The organism is Ruegeria sp. AB7, assembly GCF_056542625.1.
Map to the genome: position 1 here is coordinate 91,295 of NZ_JBQGAC010000008.1, position 22,101 is coordinate 113,395.

General features: G+C 50.4%; 17 protein-coding genes, 1 tRNA gene and 1 pseudogene. 5 read left to right on the forward strand and 14 right to left on the reverse strand.

From position 1 onward, the window contains the following. Positions 1-87: 87 nt before the first annotated feature. Together mtaB and dapF are read right to left on the reverse strand one after the other, a co-directional pair. On the reverse strand, positions 88-1,344 hold the full coding sequence (gene mtaB / locus ACR0EN_RS18300) for a tRNA (N(6)-L-threonylcarbamoyladenosine(37)-C(2))-methylthiotransferase MtaB (protein ID WP_170819104.1): 1,257 nt from the start codon (positions 1,342-1,344) through the stop codon (positions 88-90). Next, positions 1,341-2,174, reverse strand: a complete 834-nt coding sequence (gene dapF, locus ACR0EN_RS18305; RefSeq protein ID WP_170398305.1) for a diaminopimelate epimerase — start codon at positions 2,172-2,174, stop codon at positions 1,341-1,343. Before dapF ends, mtaB begins: the two co-directional genes overlap by 4 nt. 218 nt (positions 2,175-2,392) lie before the next feature. On the opposite strand from dapF, the gene ACR0EN_RS18310 reads away from it, so the two are divergent. Then, positions 2,393-2,468, forward strand: a tRNA-Lys gene (locus ACR0EN_RS18310). 101 nt (positions 2,469-2,569) lie between these two features. Here ACR0EN_RS18310 and ACR0EN_RS18315 read toward each other — a convergent pair. From ACR0EN_RS18315 to ACR0EN_RS18330, 4 genes are all read right to left on the reverse strand, one after another. Further along, positions 2,570-3,616 carry a tyrosine-type recombinase/integrase gene (locus tag ACR0EN_RS18315; protein ID WP_480588195.1) on the reverse strand — a complete coding sequence of 349 codons (1,047 nt, stop codon included), beginning with the start codon at positions 3,614-3,616 and terminating at the stop codon, positions 2,570-2,572. Positions 3,617-3,732: 116 nt separating this feature from the next. Then, entirely contained in the window at positions 3,733-4,089 is a 357-nt protein-coding gene (locus tag ACR0EN_RS18320) for a helix-turn-helix domain-containing protein (protein WP_480588197.1), read from the reverse strand. After that, complete coding sequence (locus ACR0EN_RS18325) at positions 4,035-4,571, reverse strand: hypothetical protein (RefSeq protein WP_480588199.1); 537 nt, start codon at positions 4,569-4,571, stop codon at positions 4,035-4,037. The genes ACR0EN_RS18320 and ACR0EN_RS18325 overlap by 55 nt, the downstream gene beginning before the upstream one ends. Before the next feature lie 222 nt (positions 4,572-4,793). Further along, positions 4,794-5,372 (reverse strand): recombinase family protein, encoded by a 579-nt coding sequence (locus tag ACR0EN_RS18330; protein WP_480588201.1) that lies wholly within the window; start codon positions 5,370-5,372, stop codon positions 4,794-4,796. Between the two features lie 1,494 nt (positions 5,373-6,866). Between ACR0EN_RS18330 and dcm the strand changes: the two genes are divergently transcribed. Continuing rightward, positions 6,867-7,940 carry a DNA (cytosine-5-)-methyltransferase gene (gene dcm / locus ACR0EN_RS18335; RefSeq protein ID WP_480588203.1) on the forward strand — a complete coding sequence of 358 codons (1,074 nt, stop codon included), beginning with the start codon at positions 6,867-6,869 and terminating at the stop codon, positions 7,938-7,940. Positions 7,941-7,953: 13 nt separating this feature from the next. Beyond that, the gene (locus ACR0EN_RS18340; RefSeq protein ID WP_170757097.1) at positions 7,954-8,391 is read left to right on the forward strand and encodes a DNA mismatch endonuclease Vsr; all 438 of its coding nucleotides are present in this window, start codon (positions 7,954-7,956) and stop codon (positions 8,389-8,391) included. On the opposite strand, the gene ACR0EN_RS18345 is transcribed toward ACR0EN_RS18340, so the two are convergent. The 6 genes from ACR0EN_RS18345 to ACR0EN_RS18370 form a co-directional block, all read right to left on the reverse strand. Continuing rightward, on the reverse strand, positions 8,388-8,822 hold the full coding sequence (locus tag ACR0EN_RS18345) for an EcoRII N-terminal effector-binding domain-containing protein (RefSeq protein WP_480588205.1): 435 nt from the start codon (positions 8,820-8,822) through the stop codon (positions 8,388-8,390). The two genes, ACR0EN_RS18340 and ACR0EN_RS18345, sit on opposite strands and share 4 nt — an antisense overlap. Beyond that, entirely contained in the window at positions 8,819-10,633 is a 1,815-nt protein-coding gene (locus tag ACR0EN_RS18350) for a DEAD/DEAH box helicase (protein WP_480588207.1), read from the reverse strand. The genes ACR0EN_RS18345 and ACR0EN_RS18350 overlap by 4 nt, the downstream gene beginning before the upstream one ends. Further along, the gene (locus ACR0EN_RS18355; protein ID WP_480588209.1) at positions 10,617-11,450 is read right to left on the reverse strand and encodes an HNH endonuclease; all 834 of its coding nucleotides are present in this window, start codon (positions 11,448-11,450) and stop codon (positions 10,617-10,619) included. Before ACR0EN_RS18355 ends, ACR0EN_RS18350 begins: the two co-directional genes overlap by 17 nt. After that, positions 11,447-13,081, reverse strand: a complete 1,635-nt coding sequence (locus ACR0EN_RS18360; protein ID WP_480588211.1) for an ATP-binding protein — start codon at positions 13,079-13,081, stop codon at positions 11,447-11,449. The genes ACR0EN_RS18355 and ACR0EN_RS18360 overlap by 4 nt, the downstream gene beginning before the upstream one ends. A 53-nt stretch (positions 13,082-13,134) precedes the next feature. Continuing rightward, positions 13,135-15,249, reverse strand: coding sequence for an AIPR family protein (locus ACR0EN_RS18365; protein WP_480588213.1), 2,115 nt, complete (start codon positions 15,247-15,249; stop codon positions 13,135-13,137). A 940-nt stretch (positions 15,250-16,189) separates the two neighbouring features. Further along, positions 16,190-16,762, reverse strand: coding sequence for a hypothetical protein (locus ACR0EN_RS18370; protein ID WP_480588214.1), 573 nt, complete (start codon positions 16,760-16,762; stop codon positions 16,190-16,192). A gap of 1,015 nt (positions 16,763-17,777) precedes the next feature. Between ACR0EN_RS18370 and ACR0EN_RS18375 the strand changes: the two are divergent. Together ACR0EN_RS18375 and ACR0EN_RS18380 are read left to right on the forward strand one after the other, a co-directional pair. Beyond that, positions 17,778-18,245: pseudogene (locus ACR0EN_RS18375) on the forward strand (cephalosporin hydroxylase family protein); the annotation flags it as partial. 131 nt (positions 18,246-18,376) lie between these two features. Beyond that, a complete protein-coding gene (locus ACR0EN_RS18380; protein WP_170398548.1) occupies positions 18,377-20,233 on the forward strand; it encodes an SLC13 family permease in 1,857 nt (618 codons plus the stop codon). 9 nt (positions 20,234-20,242) lie between these two features. On the opposite strand, the gene ACR0EN_RS18385 is transcribed toward ACR0EN_RS18380, so the two are convergent. Further along, the gene (locus tag ACR0EN_RS18385) at positions 20,243-21,343 is read right to left on the reverse strand and encodes a Gfo/Idh/MocA family protein (protein ID WP_480588216.1); all 1,101 of its coding nucleotides are present in this window, start codon (positions 21,341-21,343) and stop codon (positions 20,243-20,245) included. Between the two features lie 12 nt (positions 21,344-21,355). Beyond that, a complete protein-coding gene (locus ACR0EN_RS18390; RefSeq protein ID WP_170398311.1) occupies positions 21,356-22,066 on the reverse strand; it encodes a GntR family transcriptional regulator in 711 nt (236 codons plus the stop codon). Between the last annotated feature and the right edge of the window lie 35 nt (positions 22,067-22,101).

Sequence of the window (22,101 nt, forward strand, 5' to 3'; positions counted from 1 at the left end):
TTGTTGCGATGGTGTGGAAGGGGCCAGCCCCTTCTTGGCCTGCGGCCAATTCATCCCCGAGGTATTTTTGGCCAGATGAAGGGCGGATCAGGCTTGCAGTTGCAGGCCGCTATGCCCGGTGATCTTGCGGGTTACAATCTGGCCTACCGGCTGTGGAGCGTCGAAGGTGACTTCGGTGAATTGTTCGGTTCGGCCCATATGCGGGTTTTCCATCAGGATATGATGGGTTTTGCCGATCTGTGCGGTCAGGTGATTTTGGATCTGAACATCACCGGCAGCGCGCAGGCGGGCGGCACGTTCCTTGATGATGGTGCCGTTCACCTGCTGCGGGATACGGGCCGCCGGAGTACCTGTGCGCTTGGAATAAGGGAAGACATGCAGCCAGGTCAGATTGCAGTCGGCGACGAGTTTGAGCGAGTTCTCAAAATGGGCGTCTGACTCGGTGGGGAAGCCTGCGATGATGTCGGCGCCGAAGGTCATGTCGGGGCGCAGTTTGCGGGCCTCTTCCGTGAAACGAATGGCGTCGTCGCGCAGGTGGCGGCGTTTCATCCGTTTCAGGATCAGGTCGTCGCCGTGTTGCAGGGACAGGTGCAGATGCGGCATCAGGCGCGGCTCGGACGCGATGGCCTGCATCAGGTTCTCATCCACCTCGATTGAATCGATCGAGCTGATCCGCAGGCGCAGCAGGTCTGGCACCAGCTTCAGGATGCGCATCACCAGATCGCCCAGTTTCGGCTGAGCGGGCAGATCCGCGCCCCATGAGGTCAGATCGACCCCGGTCAGAACAACTTCGTTGTAGCCCCTATCGACCAATCGTTTGATCTGATCCACCACAATGCCCGCAGGGACGCTGCGAGAATTGCCCCGGCCGTAAGGGATAATACAGAAGGTGCAGCGATGATCGCAGCCATTCTGAACCTGTACATAGGCGCGTGAGCGGGTTCCGAAGCCATCAATCAGATGCCCGGCGGTTTCCGTGACAGACATGATGTCGTCAACCTGAATCGCCTCGGTCTGACCGATGAAATCGGCGGCCATGCCTTTCCAGGTATCCGGTTGCATCTTTTCGGTGTTGCCGATGACTGCGTCTACTTCGTCCATGGCAGCAAAGGTCTGCGGCTCGGTTTGCGCAGCGCACCCGGTAACGATCAGACGTGCCGAGGGGTTTTCGCGGCGCAGCTTGCGAATCTCCTGCCGCGCCTTGCGGACGGCCTCGGCGGTCACCGCGCAGGTGTTGACGATCACAGCATCCGTTAGGCCAGCCTGCTGCGACAGTTCTTTCATCGCTTCGGTCTCATAGGCGTTTAGGCGGCAGCCCAGAGTGCTGAACTTAGGCGGGTTCATTCCAGTGACCTCAGGTATTCAGGCGTCAGCGTGCCCGAAAACACATGGGCTGTGGGTCCCGTCATCCAGACCCCATCCTCGCGCCAGTCGATCCAGATTGTGCCGCCATCCAGGTCAACTTGTACTTTGCGCCCAGTGAGACCTCTGCGTGCTGCAGCGACGGCCGTGGCACAAGACGATGACCCCGAGGCCAGAGTGATCCCCACTCCTCGCTCCCACACCCGCATGCGGATGTGGTCGGGTGTGACTATCTGTGCGACCTGAACATTGGTGCGTTCGGGATAGAGTGGATGGTATTCGTAACGCGCGCCGAACTCTTCCATCGGAATGGCCTCGGCGTTGTCGACAAAGAAAGTGCAGTGCGGGTTGCCCATGCCGGTCGCTGTTGGACCACCTTCTATCGGCAGTTCCAGCGTGTCCATCTCTTCCGCCAGGGGAATCTCGTTCCAAAGAAGTTGGGGGTGCCCCATATTCACCGACGTCAGTCCATCGCCAGCGTCGCGGGCCTGCAGTGTGCCGCGTTCAGTTGTGAGCGTGAGTTCGGATTTGCCTGTTTCGTTCATCAAAAACCGGGCGATACAGCGCGTGGCGTTGCCGCACGCAGCCGAAGTCGACCCGTCGGCATTGTAGAACACCAGATGCGCATCCGCTTCACCGCGTTCGATAACCGCCAACTGATCGAATCCCACGCCGAACTGCCGGTGCCCGATTCCCCTGGCAAGGGCCGGGGTGACCGGCACGGCATGCGCGCGCGCATCGACAACGACAAAGTCGTTGCCCAACCCGTGCATCTTCATAAAGGCCAAACCGGTGTCGAGTATCTGTTGCATGGCGGGCGTATAACGCCGGTCCGGACATGAATCCACCCTGTCGCGTAGATTCCTGAAAAAAGGGGTTGACCCCCCAGTTCCACCTGCCTAATTAGGCCGCCTATCGGGGCGCCGAACTCATACGAATGACGGCGAACTGAAGTACGAAATAAGGTCTTGAACCCGGTCGGGTATTTACCTTACAGAGTGCTGCGGATCGAAGAGATCCTAAAAAGAGTGGGCCGTTAGCTCAGTTGGTAGAGCAACTGACTTTTAATCAGTGGGTCGCAGGTTCGAATCCTGCACGGCTCACCACTTTTTTCAATTAAAGCAAATACTTAACCACTTCAGCACGTTCCCGAAAAGTATAGTAAGTACATACTGTTCCGAAAAACGTGCTGAGTGATTTCGTTGGGTCAGTCTGCGTTTAGGTACACCCGTGCTTTTGCCGCAACTGGCCGGTTGGCAAACTTTGCGTATTTCTGAGTTTGCTGGACGGTTGCGTGACCTAGAAGGTGTGAAACTTCCTCCAACCTCATACCTTTGTTCAACATGCGAGTGGCATATGTGTCGCGGCAGGAATGGATTGTAGCCTTGCCTTTCTCATTTAGTACCCTGTGAGTAGACGGGCACATAACCCGAATTGCCTCTCTAAGGTTTTTCACGGCCCGATCCATTGAGGTGAAAGGTCTCTCCTGCTCTTGAATACGCGAGAGCATTTCGGCAACGCGGTCACTAATGGGAACGAAAACCGACTTACCAGTTTTGAAGTTGTAGTTGTCGATCTCCTTCTCATTGAGATCAATGTCGGGCCACTCTACGGCTAGAGCTTCCCCGAGGCGAACTCCGGTGTCGATAAGGTAGATGAACAGATCATGTGCCTTTTGCCACGCTCCCTCCCCGAACTCAGCTTCTTTCTCGAGGCAGTATGCAATGACTGCACGCTCTTCCGAGATCGATAGAGACCGGCACTTTGCAAAACCTTTGAGCATGCGGAAGTCTAGATCAGGGTTAGTGCGAAAGCGTTTACGGCAGTAGTTGTTCACCCTCTTCAGAAACCTTAGCTCCAAATTAATGGTATTCGGTCTCATTCCTTCTTCCTGACGGGCCATTCGATGGTCGTCTAGGTCATCGTCAGTAAGAGATGAAAGGTGGCGCTCAGGCCCCAATGCCCAGCGCCCCTGAAAGGCTGTTGTAAGCCCGAGAAGCTTGTTGGTGGCATACTGGTAACTTTCCTTTGTACGGCCTTCCACGCTCCCAACCGTGAGCGTGCACGCATCCTTCAGCGTGATTTCTGGCTTTTCGCCGTGTTGAGCGATGTCCATGATTTTGTTGTATTCGGCCATCATCACTCGATTGGCACTTTGTTTGTCTTTCCGTTTAGTACTCCCTCGATACTCCTTGCCATTTACGTTGAAGCGGTAGTGGTAATAGGGTGAGCGATCACGTTTGTAGAGGTTCATGTGCTATTCCTTTAGCCACACGAAGACCAAGCGATCCCGTCATTTGGGCACGCCAATAGGCCCCACGTACGCAATGCGCGTAGGGTTGTGATCTTCGTGTGCGTGAAGTTAAGGGTTTATTTCTGCTTACTCAGCAGTTCTGTCAGTTGACCCTTGTGAAGGGCCTCTAGAAAGTCAGCCGTGTCTCTTCGGCTTAGTTTGCCGAATAGTGAACGGTTGATGTCGGGGTGGTATTCCTGGAGACAGCGAAGCAGCCAGACATACCGGTCAATCCTAAGGGTGTCAGCAATTGGGACCCAGAGCGAAGCTGGTATAGCCATGTAGCCGAGCTCCATTTGACTGATCATTGTATGGTGTTCGATATTGAGCGCATCGGCCAAAGCCTTCTGGGTGAATCCTTCCCTTAATCGTGCATCTTTCAATGCAGTTCCAAGAGTGTCTTGGTTGCGTTGTTTTCGGCGTCTCGAAAGCATTGCGAGTCCTCACTTCGTGAGCAGTGATCTGTATCTATTTTGGAACGTTCGTTTAAGATCGACATATGTCTAACAGAAGATTGCGCTTCCTCAGCCAATCGTTGAATTTGCTCCTTATATCTTCTTTTGATTACTGTCGCATTGTACGATCCAAAGTCTGACAAGGCTTTGATGCCCAAGACTTCTCTGATGTCATTTCCTTCTGACCCTGGAACGTGCAGTGCTTTGTACAGCCAAAGGTTGTTACATCTTAGAGCAACGTCCATTTCTTGTGTTTCTGGGATGTCCTTAGCCAAACGAGCACCATATTCCTTGCTACTGATGATCGTCATTCTAAGCTGGTGTTGGTATTGACCAATCTTCATGCGCCGGTCGAAGTAGTAGAAATAGTCGTTATCCGACTTTGCCTTCAGTTCCCTAGCGGCGATTTGAGCGTCCGTTTTTAGGCGCTCCAGATTGAGATTGGCGTCGTGATTTGCCATGTGTTTCTTCCTATTTTGATTGGAGGGGTAGTTCGAAGCGAAAAGCTCGGTTGTTTGCGTCGCCAAAATTCCGGCATGCATTCCGTTCACGCTAAAGTTCAATTTTTAGCGTCGTAACTTTGGGTAGTGGTTTGGGTTTGAATAAGGGATGAAGCGCCACTCTAGAGTCGATGAGTGGCGTCGCGCTCGAAAAGCACTAGGCGCTGAAGAGAGTGCTCAATTTCAGCTATGACCTTCCACAGCCACTGACTGATGAGCCTCATTAACGATCCGATAGACCGATCTCTGAGAGATGCTTAAGCACTGGGCGATCTCGTGCTTCTTGTAGCCTTGCCCTAGTAGCTGAAGCACCTCAGAAGCCTTCATACGTGCGGTCGGTTTTCTGCCTTTGTATTTTCCCTCAGCTTTGGCCTTGGCTATTCCCTCTCGCTGCCGTTCCAGCATCATCTCCCTTTCAAACTGAGAGATAGACCCTAGGACGTTAAGCATGAGTTTCCCTGTAGCTGTGGAGGTATCAAGGGACATGTCGAGTACTCTTAGATCGACGCCTCTTTGAGTTAAGTCGTCCACGATCTCGCCTAAATGCACGACTGAACGAGCAAGGCGGTCAAGCTTGGTGACAATGAGGACATCTCCTTCCCTGCAGTAGCTGAGAGCTTCACCAAGCGCCTCTCTACGGGCAACAGAGGAGACTTGTTCGGAGTAGATTTTCTCGCATCCAACTTCCGAGAGTATCTTCTGTTGGGCTTCCAGTCCTGCTTGCTGTTCTAGTGTAGATGTTCTTGCGTATCCGATGATCATGGTGGTGATCTCCTTTTGGTTCCTAGACGTTGAGGCAATTGCTTGCCAAAAGCCGAAATCGACTTCATTGCCACCATTTCCGCCACCCTCAGAAGATGGACACAGAACCTTGGCCTATTGGCAGCATTTTGGCAGGAAGCGAAGGGGTGGGGGGTTTGGGTAACCGACTTCAAAAAGGAGAGGGTTTATTGTTCTCATTATTACCTCTGAAAAACGGTCCCTCAGTGGCTTTGAAAGCTGTTGTCTCTGAACCCTCTGAGGAAAGCCCGGAATCCCAAAAATCCGTTACATAAGACGCACTATCTCTTGGAGTTCTAAAGGCACCCATCGACCCTCTCGGTGGGTTTTGCCTAATGTCCTCATTACGTGGCTTAGGTCAGCGCCTAAGAGGTTGATCCAAGCAACTGCTTCTCTAAAGTTACCCTCGGCATACTCTAAGTGATCCTGAAGAAATCATTTCGATGTTGCCTCCGCTGAAGAATTATCTTCGATGTGACCGCTTGCGTCTATATAAGGGTGTCGACGCTTTTGCCTTGATGATTGGAAGCCTCGTCCTTGGTTATCACTGGAGCCATCCTCAAAAACCTCACCGGTAGCAGGATCAGGAACGAGCCCCTTAACGACACGGTCAACTGACGACCGCCAAGGAGAGCTGAGGGTATAGCGATTGGCCGCTTGAGCAATTGTACAGTAGGCCCTTGGTCGCTTTCGGTAGAACAACCAATGTTCTTCTGGATTGGGACGTAGCAGCTTTGGAGTAGTGAGAATATCTCTGATGATCGGAGACCCACCATTCCTAGCTAGCTGGATTATGCTTTCAATGTATCCTAACCGCTCTCCGGGTGGCAGTGTGTACAACCTTTCTGACATCCTCAGAGCGAGTTCAAATTTCTCTTCCTGTTGTCTCGCTTTATCGTAGCTGGATTTGGCGTTTGACGGTGTCTGGCGTCGTTCTCTGCGTTTGCTCTCAGCCTTTCGACAGCGGGCAGAACAATATTTCTTGTTCTTTCGGTATTTGAATGGAAACCCACAAGAAAGGCAAAAGGAGTGCGACGGCAAAGGGCTTTCGCCCTCCACCGGAGGTTCAATACGTTTGTTCATTTACTAGAAATTCTTTTGATGTTTGAAGTTGCTTCCGCTTCCGCGACAGTCCGTTTAATGACCGCTGCTGGAAGCTGTTCTCAACTTACCGAAATTTGCTTCCGCTTCCGTAAGGGTACAGTTGGAGACCTCTTAAGCGCTGGGCGTGAACCGGCTTGGCTTCCTTAAGGGGGCGATTGAATGCCGCCTACCTTGGACCAGTCAAATCGGGCCAACCAATCTACAAGTTCTACCCATTACTTGCGTTGGATTAGTCCATTGGAACTCTTGCAAGAATTCGCCACTTTAGTCCTTACTCGCTGAACGAAGGATTCTAAAGCAGTGTCAAGCATATATTGTTGTTTATTTTGCAGTTTTGGCTAGATATCGTTGTCATAGACAAAAGGCAAACCAATGCAATCTACAGGCCAAAATTTTCGTTTCATTGACTTGTTCGCAGGTATCGGAGGTCTCCGCCTCGGCTTTGAAGGCATAGGAGGAACGTGCGTGTTCACGAGTGAGTGGAACAGTTTTTCCAAACTTACATATCTGGAAAATTTTGGCGACAACCACCCATTTGAAGGCGACATAACGAAGATTGACGCGTCGTTAGTTCCGGAACATGACGTGTTACTCGCTGGTTTTCCATGCCAACCATTTTCCATAGCCGGTGTTAGCAAAAAGAACTCGCTTGGTCGGCTCCACGGCTTTCTGGATGAGACACAAGGAACGCTATTCTTTGACGTTGTGAGAATTCTAAAACAGCATCGGCCAAGAGCGTTTCTCTTAGAGAATGTTAAAAACCTTTTATCGCATGACAAGGGAAACACTATGCGAGTGATCTTACATTCGCTAGACGAGTTGGGGTACCAAGTAGACCACAAAGTCATTGATGCGCAAAATTGGCTACCTCAGCATCGCCAAAGAATCTTCATTGCAGGCTTCAGACGTGATGTTCCAGTAGATTTTTCACTCGACGATGTAAAAATCCCAGATCTGCCACGTCCGAAATTATCAAGCATACTCCATCCAGAAGATGGTTCAGAGAGTCCAGAAAATCCTTATACAGAAGGCAGAAAAGCGAAGGTCGCAAAAAAATATACCCTCTCTGACAAGCTGTGGAACTATTTGCAAGGGTATGCGGCCAAGCATAAAGCTGCTGGAAATGGCTTTGGTTTTGGTCTCTGTACTCCTGAAAGTGTTTCGCGAACCCTAAGCGCAAGGTATTATAAAGATGGTTCGGAAATATTAGTCGCACAAAATCGACGGAACCCAAGGCGACTTACTCCGAGAGAATGTGCGAGGCTAATGGGATTTGAGAGACCGGGTTCAAATGAGCCTTGGAAGATTCCAGTTTCCGACACACAAGCATACAAGCAATTCGGCAATGCCGTTGCGGTGCCAGTTGCTTTGGCAGTTGCAGAAGCAATGTCGCCTTGGCTTGATAACACTGTTTCTTTGCGTTCTACGAGGGATAGGGTTGCATAGCTCAAAAACTCCGATGTCGCGATCAGAAATGATGCGACGAATTGGGCCAGAGAATACCAAACCTGAGCTATTAGTGCGGAGAGCTTTGCACAGAGCAGGCTTCAGGTTTCGACTTCATCAAAAGGATCTCCCTGGAAAACCTGACCTGGTGCTGAAAAAATTTCGGTCAGTTGTATTCGTTCATGGGTGCTTTTGGCATGCCCACAGCGGATGTCGGTACTTTAAGCTACCCAAAACCCGTGTGGAGTTTTGGGAAGACAAACTGAAGTCCAACGTTGCTAGAGATAACGCGACACGTGACCGTTTGGTTGAAACTGGGTGGAGAGTATTAACGGTTTGGGAATGTGCTACACGGAGTCTCACTAGTGATCATTTAGCGACCCAGATAGCCACTTGGCTCAGCTCCACCGATGAGATTGGCGAGATAGCTGAACCCACTTCTTCAAGTTAGTGGACCCGACGCCAGCTTGATAGCTTTATCCTCATTGCTCCAGTCTTCGCGTCTGTAGTTTCGTTGATCTGAGGAATGACCTTGATCCAGTAGTATTCCTCTTCGGAGTCTTGACTAATTTCAAATTCATCGCCTTCTTTTGCTCCCACGTCTTTGAACCATTTGGTCATGTGTGTCAGGCGGTATTCATTACGTGTTCCCTTTTCGTCGTGTAAGCGGTTGTTGTAGTAAATGTATCTGAACTTGAGTTCGTGTCCTGACTCGTCACGACATACCAACCAAGCGTCAGGGTTTTTTATCTTTGGAGATAAAAACGGCAGCATTCCCAAAAGCTCTAGTTCAGTTTTCGGAATATGTACTCCGGCTTGATGAGCTCCGGTTGCGCCAACGTCATTTGCGGTAAGTTTTTTTCGGAAAGCTTTGGTCGTCATGTTTTGCCCGGCAATATTTGTAGTGCTTTTTTTAGATCATCGGCATCTCTTGTGGATACCGGTACAGTTTCATTTGCAAGGTCGTTTTTCCATGCAGATCTTTCGATCATGACTTCTTCAACAGTTCCCTTAAAGAACAGGCGGTATATCGAAACAGGCTCAGTCTGACCCCTTCTGTGAGCACGTGCACTGGCTTGTGCTTCAAGTGCTGGGTTCCATACTGGGGTAAAGTGGATCACTATCGTCGCCGCGGTTATATTCAAGCCAGCACCTGCCGCTTTAGGGTTCAACACCAAGCAAGCAGGACCATCAAACTCGGTGAACTCGTCAATTATTTTCTGACGGTCCTCTTGGTCTGTCGAACCGTTTATGGCGCTCCAATACGCTTTCGGCAACTGTGACCCTGCTTGCTTTAGGATTTCGCCAATTTTGTTAAATGGTGAGAATACTAATACTTTACGTTGATTGAAAAAGGCTTCCGAAAGCAGACTGATTGTGCGTTCGACCTTGGGCGTTATCAGGGGAAGCGAGTCTGAGGGTTTCAGCAATGCGAACTCTTCTTCTTCGCCTTCATTTTTTCTTAACCACGGATGTGCGCAAAGCAGCTGTAGTTGCAGCGTCGCCACCAATGCTCCAGCCACTGGGTATTTTGCCAATGTGGCTTCTCTGACTTCTCGGTAGTGGTCAACAAGCTGCTCATCTAATTCAAGTGGAACATCTATGTCTAATCTCTCCGGTAAGTCGCCGGCTACATCCGAAACTCTTCGTTTTAATATTATAGGGTCCGTAAGTCGGCCAAGCTTTTGAGCGGCTTCGATGCTGTCAGGAAACTCCATCTCAAACTCGCTCTTACTTCCGAGAAGCCCGGGAACCGCAAAATCTGAAATTGACCAGAGATCTAATAGTGAATTCTCCACAGGTGTGCCGGTCATCGGGATTGAGTATTTTCGCGGTACAGAGGCAAGTGCTTTTCGGCGGTTTGAGTTCGGGTTTTTTATGGCTTGCGCCTCATCACAAACAACCCAAGACCACGTCATCGAGGAGAATACTTCTTTGTCATTAACCAAAGTTTCATAGGTGGTGATCACTATTTGAGCGGTCTGAAGCCCACTTACTACTCCTGTTCGGTGTGCTCCTCGGTGAACCATAAGACTGAGACTCGGAGCGAAACGCTCTATTTCGCGCACCCAATTTACTATCAAGCTAGTTGGACAAACTATAAGCGCTGGTGCACTTTCTTCTGGCGGATCCATCATCAATAACGCTATGATTTGTAGCGTTTTTCCCAAACCCATCTCATCGGCAAGAATGAGCCCGTTTGTTCTTTGGATGGTTTCATTCATCCATTGAACACCACGAGCTTGGTATGGAAAGAGACTTGCTTGAAGACCGCTGATTGATAAGTGCTCGCTGTGCTGCACTGCAGCTTCATTACCCTTCTCCAGTACGTTTTGCGCTGTCACAACTTGGAGCAGAGGGTCCTCACTTCTAATAAGTTGAATGGCCTTGGCAAAGGCGAGATCGTTTGGATCAGAGTCAGCGAACAACTTGGCAAATATTTCCGCAGAGTCTCTTGGCATAGGGCGGAAAGTCATATCGTCCACTACCCAGCAATGATTGTTTGTGGGTGCTTTCAGTTCCCGTCTCTGACCTTTTGTGGTTCGAACACCGCCCAGATGAGCAACCAGCTTGTCTCCATCGCGTTTCAGAAAAACCGCTGGTTCAATTAGGCGCTCAGACAAAATGAAATTGGAAGGTTTAACTGATCTTAAATCTTGAAAACTGGCAGGAAGATCAGAGTATTGTGTCATCATGATCTCCGATACACTTCTGAATTTCTTCTACGGACCAAGGGACTGGGTGTCGTGTGTGAACTGCTCTATGGCAACACGGGCACAAGGGTACCAAATCTCTATACGGGTTATAGCGTCGAGGTTTATTTAAAGTTGCAAGCGGTTCAAGGTGGTGGATTTCAATAATGTCACCTGCTCGACCATAGATATTTTGCGGATCTTTCCCGCAAGCGACACATTTTTTACCGTGAATTCTGATGCAAAGCAGTCTGCTTCGAGGGTTGCGTTCTCTCCGAATTATAGTCGAAGGTTTCTCCGCACCCTCGTATGGGGGGTCGTCCGGTCCAAACTCTTTTTCGATGACGTCGTATCCAATTAGTTCGGCCATAGCGGCCATGACTGGAGTAATAATTTCTCGGCAAGTTCTAGCGACTGCTGCATCTGAATCCGGTGCTTTTAAGTCTCGTGCAGTGACTTCGATTCGGAACTTCCCATCTTCAACACGCCAATTTTGTAGGTCTTGGCCGACAACCACGACGGAAAAAGCTTCGTCGATTGACTCAATCAGTGCCCTTGCAAGCACAACGTCTTCGTTATTGGCCTGCTTAATTTGATTTATCACGCCGCCTGAGAAACTTCCAAACTCGAGTGTTACTTTGTGACCTCTCAAACCGTGAGGGCGAAGTGATGCTATCGGGCCTGCATTCTTCCCCAAATCTGAGAACCAGATGCGCATCGCCGAGCGTAGGCCCGATCTGTCCGGCTCAAGATCAATTTCTGCTCCGGTGCCGACCTCAAGCTCTTGAACAATTAGCTTTTCTTTTTCGGCGATCATTGACTGACATCATCTTCGATGAGTTCTCCGGGCTCCGGGTCGGGAAGGCTCCTCAACAGCTTTTTCAAGTTGTTTGAAATTTCTGTTCGGATGTCTTCAAAAACAGGTTCGAGCTCATCATTGATATTGTTCTGCTCTGCAACGGCGAACGCCCATAAAAGCAGGTCCATCCCTTCAACAGCAAATCCATTGGAGGCAGCTCGGTGGTATATTTTTTGGTAAAAGTCGTGGTGTTTGTTAAGCAACACGGACGGCACATGACCGTCGACGCCTGGGCTCCTGAACGCAGGTTGCCAAAGTTCGCCACTATTAATAGTCTCAACTGCCTCCACATGGATAGAACTCGGACTAACGTTATTTTCGACCGGTGACTTTATCCTTATTTGTTGTCCCATATTATTTGAGACTATTGCCGACTGTGTTTTTTCGTCTGCCGAGCTTACAAGGGGCTTTGCAGCATTCGAAGTTCCAGCAATGTTTTTGTTTGCGCTGCTGTGATCGACATTCTTTGACGAGTTAGCTTGAGAGCGACTACTTCGACGGTAGCGGTTACCTGCTTCTCGGTAAATTGGCTGAAGAAGCTCCTTCAACCCCGCCTCAAGGTCGGGATGGAACAGAATCCGAGACTTTTTGACGTCAATCCGAAATGCATCATCGAGTCGATGCCCAAAATCAAACTCAATCCTCAAAAGTGAGGTATGCGGCTCCGGAGAGCCAAATACGTCCATCCAGCCTCCGGCTTGAATCAGGCGTCCTTCGCGATAGACATAAAAACCTTGAGCCCTATTGCTGATACGAGCGTACTCGCGTTCCTCATCTTTTGTCATATCTCTTCGGTGAGGAAGAATCCAAGCTTTGATATGGGCTGTTTCTTCTGACCCGTCGGGCAGTTCGATTATGAGTTGTTGTTTAGCTTCAGCCAATACTTGCTCGGACTTTTGGGGGTAGAATGGGTTCCAAGGAACCACTGGGCTGCTATTAATAAATATTTCGATGTTCTTTTCGCGCCTATCATTTTTCTCGAGAAAGCGATGAAAAATTAAAGACAAGTGCCTACTGAGAGCGTCGGTTAAACGTCTTACCGCAGCTTGTTCTCGTGTGCCCCCTGCTTCATAGTCCTTTGAGAGAATACGATCACACTTTTCCCAGACGATAAGTGTGCCCGTTTCGCCGCAAAGTTCGTCAAACATTTCGTCTTCATCTGGAGTAATCGGCTCACGAAGCATTTCCCATCTGTCGAGATCGGCCACGTAATCCAAATCCCAAGCAAGTTTCGCAAGTGGCTGGTCCAAACTTGCGCGTGAAATCACTGTGAACTTTCGGCAAACCGAACTTGACGCAGTTTTTAGACCTAGACCAAATTTGCCAAGACTTTCTGGGTTTTCTCTGGCTGGCGCTCCGTAGCGCATTGCTTGGTGTACTTCTGCCGCATCCATACCCTTTCCGTTGTCACCAAAATAAACGACCTTTCGGCCGTCTTCATGCAGAACAACTTCTACATTTATCTGTGTCGCGCTTGCTGCCACGGAGTTGTCAATAATGTCGGCTGCCGCTGTACGAACGTTGTAGCCGGTGTCACGCAATCCGAAGATCAAACGAGTTGCGTCTGGTTCGTTAATCAATTCGTTCATCTGTGCACCTTTAGTCTATTAAACCGATCCGTTTTTGAGTTTTGCGAGTTGGATTAGTGTAAGCGATTAGTCGACCCAATCCTGATTTTTGGAGCTTCTTCTTTGTCCTGATATCCCTCAGTTCGGGCTCTTTCTAAGACATCGACAGCGATAAGCGACTGTTTCTCGCTGGGAATCTTGGCCGGCACTGAGCCGCAAGCGGATAGAATGCCAACCTCTTTTTCGGAGAGAATTTTTTTCGCAATGGACCAGTTTTTTAGTCGGCTCCAAAAATCGCCGCCGTACTCGACCACTTTTGCCTGAGCTTCAATGCCGGTGACTAATTCCTCGTCTTGATGTTCAGCGCGACGTTCAGCTTGGGCTTCGCTCGGCTCAATCAAAAGCGTTTCGAGCTCAACCCTATAGTCAACTTCCAAGCGTTTTAGGGTTGACCAGCACGCTTGTTTCTTTGCCCACTCGGTAACGTTATTGATACCTGCCTCTGGATTAGTAATGACAACCGAGGCTTCTTTTGCAGCTCTCAAGAACACGTCCGCAACTTCTTTCGGAACAGATTGCTTCCGCCAAATTGAATCGAAGTCTATTTCAAGATCTGTTTCGGACACGTCCGACATAACTTTTGCAATCGCATATGTCAGAATATTGGCGCGATATCCGCCCGGATACCACTCTTGCTTTGGAATAGATTTTTCAAGATGACGAAAGATAATGAGTTTCGCGATCAACCTCCGAAACCAGGTGCGATCAAAGTGTTTTTCGCTTCTGATCCAAGCAGCACCTATTTCTTGCGCGAAAGCCCCAAAATTCTTCTGAGCGCCTTTGCTGACGATATCAGGATGCATTCGAAAACTCATTTCGACTTTGGCCAGATCTGTTTTTACAAAGTACTGCGCCTTAGGAAATTCCATGTCGAAGCGTCGTCTCTCCGCCTGAGATCTCTTCGAGCGTTCAACAAGGTATTGACCACGGGCTCGTTCGTAAAACCATTTCGTTTCCCGGTTTGTGCCTTCGGCTGCCGGAGCCAAAAGTCTACGAGAGAACTCTTCCATCCGCATATGAAAAGGGTGGTTAGAGAAAAAGTCCGCAGCGCTGACTTTGTTTTGGCTGTTCGCATACTTTGAGATGTTGGGTACCAGCTCCTCCGAGGTCTGTTCGGGAACAACAGTCAGTTTCATCTGCACAAAGACTTCGCTGAGCGTCTCCGGTGATGTCTTTCGCGCGGCGTGAAGTGAAGCTGTGGTCTGACCGCCGTTTACAATTTGCAGATTGACCGCCGACGCGATTCGAAGGCCATCAGCTGTTCTTTTAACTTCAATACTATCCGCGGTTGCACTTAATCCATTGTTATAGCTGAAGAACATACCCGGTTCATTTTTGATTGTGTCTCTTATTCCACGGTTTACCGATCCGCGTGCTTGGAGAAAACTCCTGACGTTCGACTCTAGCAAGCGAGCTCCCCATTTTTCATATATTTCTGCCAGTTGCTCTCCACCAACAACTGTCAAATAGCTTTGCAAAGGTTCATCATCCGCTGAAGCAGCAAGTGCTGGGATTGAAGCTCCAAAGTCATCTTCAAATTTGACGGTCAGTTTTTCCCGAAGTTGACCGGAAGTCTCGTAGCGTTGGAACCTTGAAAGGTCCCATATGTTGTAAGTTACCGGTACGTCAGCAATCTTCCCTGCAAGCACGGCATCTGTTCTCGCGCTGTAAACATCGTTTGTTATGATGATGAGCTTGACTTTTGACGTTGAGTTCCAAGCCTTCTCGATTGTACTCGCGGCTCCGGCTTCTGCACTACCTTCGCGAAGACTTTTGCTGAACGAACTGCGACGTGCGGCAGCTACAAAATTCACCAAGTGAGCGAAGCGTTTTTTCGCTTCAGCGGCGTTCATTTTTTGGGGAGTGGCATTTTTGTGGTAGTCGCACACGACGACACTTAGCACATTCTCTGCTTCTCGCGGGTCGCCACCGATAGCGTCTATACGAAGCGTTTTTCCGCCGTGGTTACCATGAAAGCCAACCCGATCAACTGTGGCTAATTCACCTTCAGCTTCTAGCTTCGATCCCATCTGTTCGAGGAATGCGGTATTCTCATCGATTCCCAGTTCGTTGGCTTCAGTTTGTGTTTCTGTTGCCAAGTACTCGAAGTACTCCTGAAGCTCTTGCATTGTCCTCTCCACTTTTCATCGATGGCGCCAGCCAACTGATCATTTTCTCGTGTATTTTGTGAATGCTCACCGACGCGCGAAATCGCCACGAGGGCGCGTGGCGAGCTGCTATCAAGATTCTCGATTTCACGAAAATGTGAGGATTTGATGGCTTGCTTTCAATAGGTTGGCAGATTTTCGAAAGAAATTGTCAGAAAATATCATCCTCTGAGCATACTAACCAATAGAAGGCGTTCCCTCCTGTCTTGGCTTGCCGCTTTCGTAGATGGATTAGGGTTTGTAATATTGCGACCTAAAATCTCTGAATGCTTTTTCAAAAGACCCTCGTAGACGCGTTTCCAAGTCTGGCTCCATAGGCGATAAGCCGATTTCATATTCCTTATTGTGTTTTGCGAATAGTAGCGAAACAGAGCGCGTTGCGCGGGTTGAAACAAAGTACCGTTGCCCGTTCTGTATATCGTGAATCAGCCCTAAGAATGAACGACCAAGTCCAATGCCTACATTGGAGTTTATGTAGAACTTGCATTCTACCGTCAGAAGCGTCTTGCTAAAACGTGGATTACCGTTGTGTGCACGGCTAGCGTCAGCTTCACTCTTGAACAGAACCGCAACATCGCATTCGTGTTTAACTTTTGAGCGACCGGAGACATAAATACCTATGTGCGCCTCTAGTGGAGGACAGTGTTGAAACTCGATTTGAGCGTGGCAATAGGGATGGGCGTCGGAAGCAATGCCCGAAGGACTTGTTCTGAACCAAAAGTCAGTAGTTGTGTTACAAGTATTATCACGCAACGAAATACTAGCACCTTCTCGCTCAGCAGCGTCCAGTACTAGGGACCAAATATACGCCTCGTACAAATCTTCACCCGCAGAAACCGATGAGAGATTTGAGCTCGAGACGGCTCCTAGGGAGTTAACAATTTTATCCCATAAGTCTTGTTCAATTGGCATCCGCGTCGCTCTCGATTGTAAATGCGATGCTGCGTTTTTTCATCTCGAGGCTACGAACCAACTTTTCCAAAGAAATTGCGAGTGGCTGTAGTACCTTTTGAGAACTTTCGAGATTGTCTTGCGAGATAAGAGTTGTTGATTTCTTTTCTGGAAGCCTCGGGTCAGCGAATTGAACGATAGTTTCTTGTTCAGGTGACTTCTCATTGTCCCTAAAACGCTCCACCGTGTCGAAGACTTTTGAAGCCATCTTTGTTGGAGAAATAAAGGCCAGCGCTAGCGCTTCCGCGGTCATATCCAAAGCCTCAACGGCTGGGTAATCTTCGCTCACAACCATGTTCACGCTAGTAGATTGGGTTCTTTGAGAACTACCAGAGACACGATCGCTTCCGAGATTCTCTTTCACGCTAACTCTCTGTAACTTTGGACGACCTTCATCGATTTCGCTCTGAATTTGATTGAGCACATCGATAATCTCGTTCCAGTCATCTTTACCTTCGTGGGAAAGAATTTCGCTTCGTAAGCTGGAAATCTGTTTCTTCGCATCTTCTTCAAGGCTTTGCATAAGAGTTGGTAGTTATCCTGTTGTTAGTCGATTCGAACACTTTGCACTGTTATTGCCAATTGGGGCCGCTTCGAAACTCACGTATGGCGAGATCGATGGCGACAACATTCAACACTTAAGTGTGATAAATTTGGAGCAGGATAGAAGTAAATACTGAAGCTTCGGATCAAGTTTTACCGAGCGATATCGAGTTGAACGGTGTAACACATGGGCAACAGAAGCTACCACCGCCAAGTATGAGAAGAACGAGACTGGCGTGTTGATCGATGTTAACCTGCGGAGTATGTGAGTGGCAAGCAAGCGCTAGTTCGGTGAGTGCTGGACGAATTCTGGCTGTCGCAGCCACATCGCGGTGAGCATCTGACTCTCAATTGTGAATATTGGTGTGCCGAATAATGTGCCCGCAACATCTTGTGGAAGCCTGTTAAAGGTGACCAAGGTTGCGATTTAACTATCTGTTTTAATTTAAAAAAGTCACCGGTTATCAAAAAACAAACACTCTGGAAGATGACTTTTAATCAGTGGGTCGCAGGTTCGAATCCTGCACGGCTCACCACTTAAGCCAAGCAAATACAAAAGCTTAGAGTAGGTGGTGCCCGCCCTGCGGGGTGGTGTGTTTGCCCAAACCAGTACAATACAAGCAATGCGGCTTGCTGTGGTGACTCGCTCAGTAAAAGCGCCCCGGAACTCATGCCCCCGAGGCGCTTCACCGATGCAGGCAGCAAGGAGACACTGCCGAGGTTTGCTCTGTTGGATTTACGAGGGACGGTCTCCAATGCCTTGCGCGGCTGGCGAAACTGCGTGCCGTTACTCTGCCATCTCCTGCGGCAACGGCTATCGTGAATGACTTTGCAATCGGGTCGGTGTCTTCAGTTATCGCGGATGCGAATCCCTATTGCAACCAAGCTCCATAACGGTTTCGTACAGTTCAGGCAGTGGTTCCAGCCTGTTTTCCTGACCACACGCGGTGGGGTGTGGTCCAAGTCCATGACATGTTCACGCCGCTTATGCGAGCACGACGCTTGATCTCGCCCGTTCCAAATGCAGGGTGCTTGGCGTTGACATTGGTACTCTCGCCCACAATCGTGCAGCCATAGAAGAGCATCCGATGGCCTCCAGAATCGAGATGATTCAAGGCTCATCTATCGACGAAGACATTGTGGACCAGGATCGAACTGCTGCTGAAGATTACCAAAAGGTACTTGTTTGTCTCGACAGCAATCATACACACGATCATGTGCTTGCCGAGTTAAATGCGTATGCCCCGCTTGTTTCTTCGGGTAGCTATTGCATTGTGTTCGATACAATCGTTGAGGATATGCCTCCCACTATGTTCACTGATCGTCCATGGGGACCTGGAGACAACCCAAAGACTGCAGTTCATGATTGGTTGAAAGTCAATCCTGATTTCGAGATCGACAAGAGTATCGATCACAAGCTGCAAATTTCGGTGGCACCGGACGGCTTCTTACGACGCCGGTAGTTTTGTCACGGTGGATTTCGACCAAACAGACAAAGTCCATGACAGGCCCGCGCTGATTGCCTAGAAATGCCTATTAGATTTGCTTTTGGAACCAGGTGATCCCAGTGGAGCAATTGGCGTTTACATACGAAATGGGTGTGGTCTCGGCGCTTTTGGCCTTCACGGTGTTCTTGTTTGTGTCCGAGATTGTAAGGATCGATCTTTCGGCCATCCTGGTGTTGGTCATTGTGGGTCTGCTGAGTTATGCACCGGGTCTCGAAAATCTGGCAAATGTTCCTCATCTGTTTGACGGGTTTGCGTCCAATGCCGTGATTTCGATCATTGCGGTCATGATCGTAGGGGCGGGTTTGGATAAAACGGGGCTGATGAACAAGGTCGCGTCCGTCATTTTGAAATATGGTGGTAAGTCTGAAAACCGAGTGCTGCCGATCGTTTCGGGCACAGTCGGTGTTATCTCATCATTCATGCAAAATGTCGGGGCGGCGGCGTTGTTCCTACCGGTGGTTAGCCGTATCTCATCGCGATCGGGTATTCCGTTGTCACGTTTGCTTATGCCCATGGGGTTTTGTGCCATTCTGGGGGGGACAATGACAATGGTCGGGTCCTCGCCGCTTATTCTGTTGAATGACCTGATCCAAACTGCAAACGAAGGGCTGCCCGAAGCCCAGAAGATGGAACCCTTTGGTTTGTTTTCCGTTACCCCCATCGGTGCGGTGCTGATCCTGACGGGGATCGCATATTTCCTGCTGCTGGGACGTTGGGTGCTGCCGGGCGATTCAGGGTCGGAGAGTACGGGTACCGGGCGCGGGACTCAGGAATATCTTCAGCGGGTCTACGGGCTGAAGGCCGATGTGTTCGAGGTTGTGGTTCCGGCCGACAGCCCGCTGGTCGGGCAGATACTGGCCGACATCAACTTTGAAAATCATCTCTATATCATCTCGACCTTTTACCGTGGCAAGACCTCGATGGTTCAGGTGCTAACAGCCGAGATTGCTGCGCCTTGTCGTTTAGCGATTGTGGGTCGGCGCTGGGTTGTCGAAGAGTTTGCCGAAAAGTACGGGCTGACGGTGCTGCCTGATCTGGATGTGTTTGTCGAAGAGTTCGCACCCACGAATGCTGGGGTCGCAGAGGTGGTCGTGACGCCTGACAGCAAGCTGATCGGCAAATGCCCTCGCGAATTGCTGTTCCGTAAAACCTACGGAATGTCTTTGCTCGCCATCCACCGGGGTGAAGAGACGCTGAGTCATGTCGAGACTGAGACGCATGAATCCACCCAGATCGGGCTTGAGAAGTTCAAGGCTGGCGACATGTTGGTTGCTCATACCCGTTGGGACAACCTAATGCGGATAAAGCGTGATCCGGATTTTGTTGTGGTCACCTCGGACTTCCCGCAGGATGAATTGCGCCCGCAAAAGGTAGGCTGGGCGCTCTTGTTCTTCTTGATCTCATTGTCACTGATCCTGTTCACGGATGTGCGGTTGTCGCTCTGTTTGCTGACCGGAGCCGCAGGAATGATGTTGACCCGGGTGCTCAGTGTTGACGAGGCGTATCGAGCAGTTGGATGGAACACGGTCTTTCTGCTGGCGTGTCTGATCCCGTTGGGTCAGGCGGTGCAGAATACCGGGACTGCGGCATGGATTGCGCAACAGATCATGATCATCTTGGATGGATGGCCGAATTGGGCGCTACAGGCGGGCGTCGCCATTCTGGCGACGGCATTTTCTCTGGTCATGTCAAACGTGGGCGCGACGGTTCTGTTGGTGCCCCTTGCGGTTTCAATTGCGGTTGCGGCGGGTGCCAACCCGGCGGTCTTTGCATTAACCGTCGCGATTTCGACCTCGAACAGTTTCATTATCCCGACCCATCAGGTGAATGCGCTGATCATGGGGCCAGCTGGGTACAAAGTGACCGATTTCGTCCGTTCGGGCGGGATCATGACGATCATCTTCTTGATCGTCTCACTGTTGATGCTGAATGTGATTTTCTGACCCTGTTAATCACCCAGCTAGGCTGATCGTTTGGCCCTGCTCTGACGCCTGTTGTGCGGCAAGGCCGATACGCACGGCCCAAATCCCATCACGCAGTGAGACCTCGGGTTTGGCGCGCTCGCCCCTGACCAGCTCCAGAAAGCCTTTGTGCTGATAATAAGTCGAGCCATTGTGGTCGCCAGCCGCCAGCAACTCGGGATCAACGGGGATGTCGCGCTGGATTGGACCTTTCGGTGCGCGAGGGCTGATGATCAGCTGTGGTACAGGCGCGTCGCCCAGATGTTCAGGCCAGAAGCGGCCCGGGCCGGGCACAAGCGCTTCGATTTTGGTATCGCGCCCAATGGCCGAGATTTCTTCTTGATACCGCGAACCCTCGGCAAACATGCAAAGCTCGAGCATCGCGCGCGCGCCCGAAGCAAAATCGACAATGACATAGCCGTGGTCCAGAATATCTGGAGTATCGCCGTCATAAACTTCGTCCAAATGATTGACGGCTTGGCCACCGCTTGCGGAAACGCGAACCGGGTCTGATTGCAGGATCAGGCGCATGAGGTCGAAGAAGTGGCAACATTTTTCGACGAATGTACCGCCAGTGTTACGGTTGAACCGGTTCCAATTGCCGACCTTTTCGAGAAACGGAAAGCGGTGTTCGCGGATCGTGAGCATCTTGATCTCACCACCTGCGGTCGCTGCTTCATCGATCAGCGCCGTGATCGGGGGCATATAGCGATATTCCATCGCGACCCAGATCGGGTGCGGAAAATTGCGCTCTAACTCTTCAAGCCGTGCAAGATCGGCGGGATCAGTGAACAACGGTTTCTCGATTAACAGTGGCAGTGGGCGGGTTTCCGCAATCTCGGCCAGTTGATCAACATGCAGGTGGTTGGGGCTGGCGATGACCAGACAGTCCAGATCATTGACCGTCAGAAGGTCCTGAAGGGAAGACACCATCTGCGCGTCGGGTGCAATCGCCTGCGCCTTATGCGCCATCTCCGGGTCGGGTTCGAAGATTGCGGCGACTCGTGTGCCCTCAAGCAGAGCAATGTTGTGCAGGTGTTCCTGCCCCATCATGCCGCATCCGATCAGCCCGTAATTGGTGGTCCGGGTCATGCGCAGTTCCTTTTATTTCAGGCGTTGAACGTATGTGGCTCGATCTGGATCAAACCATGTTTTTGAAAACTCGATAGGTTCAGCTTTCTCAGACCAACTGAACCGTTCGATATACCCTGCGGCTTGGCCCGCAGGTTTGGTGAAGCCTTCAGGTGTCCAGTCGGGCAGGGCACTGACAGAAACGCGATCCTCTGCCCGTGTGATCCAGAAGCCAAGTTGTTGCTGGTAATAGCGATAAAGCGAGTCGGACAGCAGGTTCTGGTCGATGGTCCCGGCTGATTCGTCCAGCCAGATTTCTTCGACCGCGATGATTGTGTCATTCAGATAACGCATCCGACGTACACGCGAACCGCTATCAGACAGGCCGAACTTCGGCAGTTTCGCAGGCTTCTTGAGATGATCAACCGACAGGATGTCGGCACGCGGCAACCCGCCGCCTTCGGGCAGTTCCAGCCGGAACATAGCATAGACGCTGTTCTGCGTTCCGGTCTCGCGGATGTAGTTGCCCGAACCCTGAATACGCTCCAACATGCCTTTTTTCTCAAGCTCGGCGAGGGATTTTCGCAAGGTCCCGACCGAGACATTTAGGTTCGAAGCCATGTCCCGTTCAGGTGGAAGACGCTCACCATCAATCAGACGGCCCGCAGCAATATCGCGGATCAGAAGCTCTGAGATCTGGACATAGATCGGCAGGGCATTTGGATTGCGGCTGTTGGCGGACATTGAGGGCGCTTCACTCGGTCGCAGGAAAAATTGAT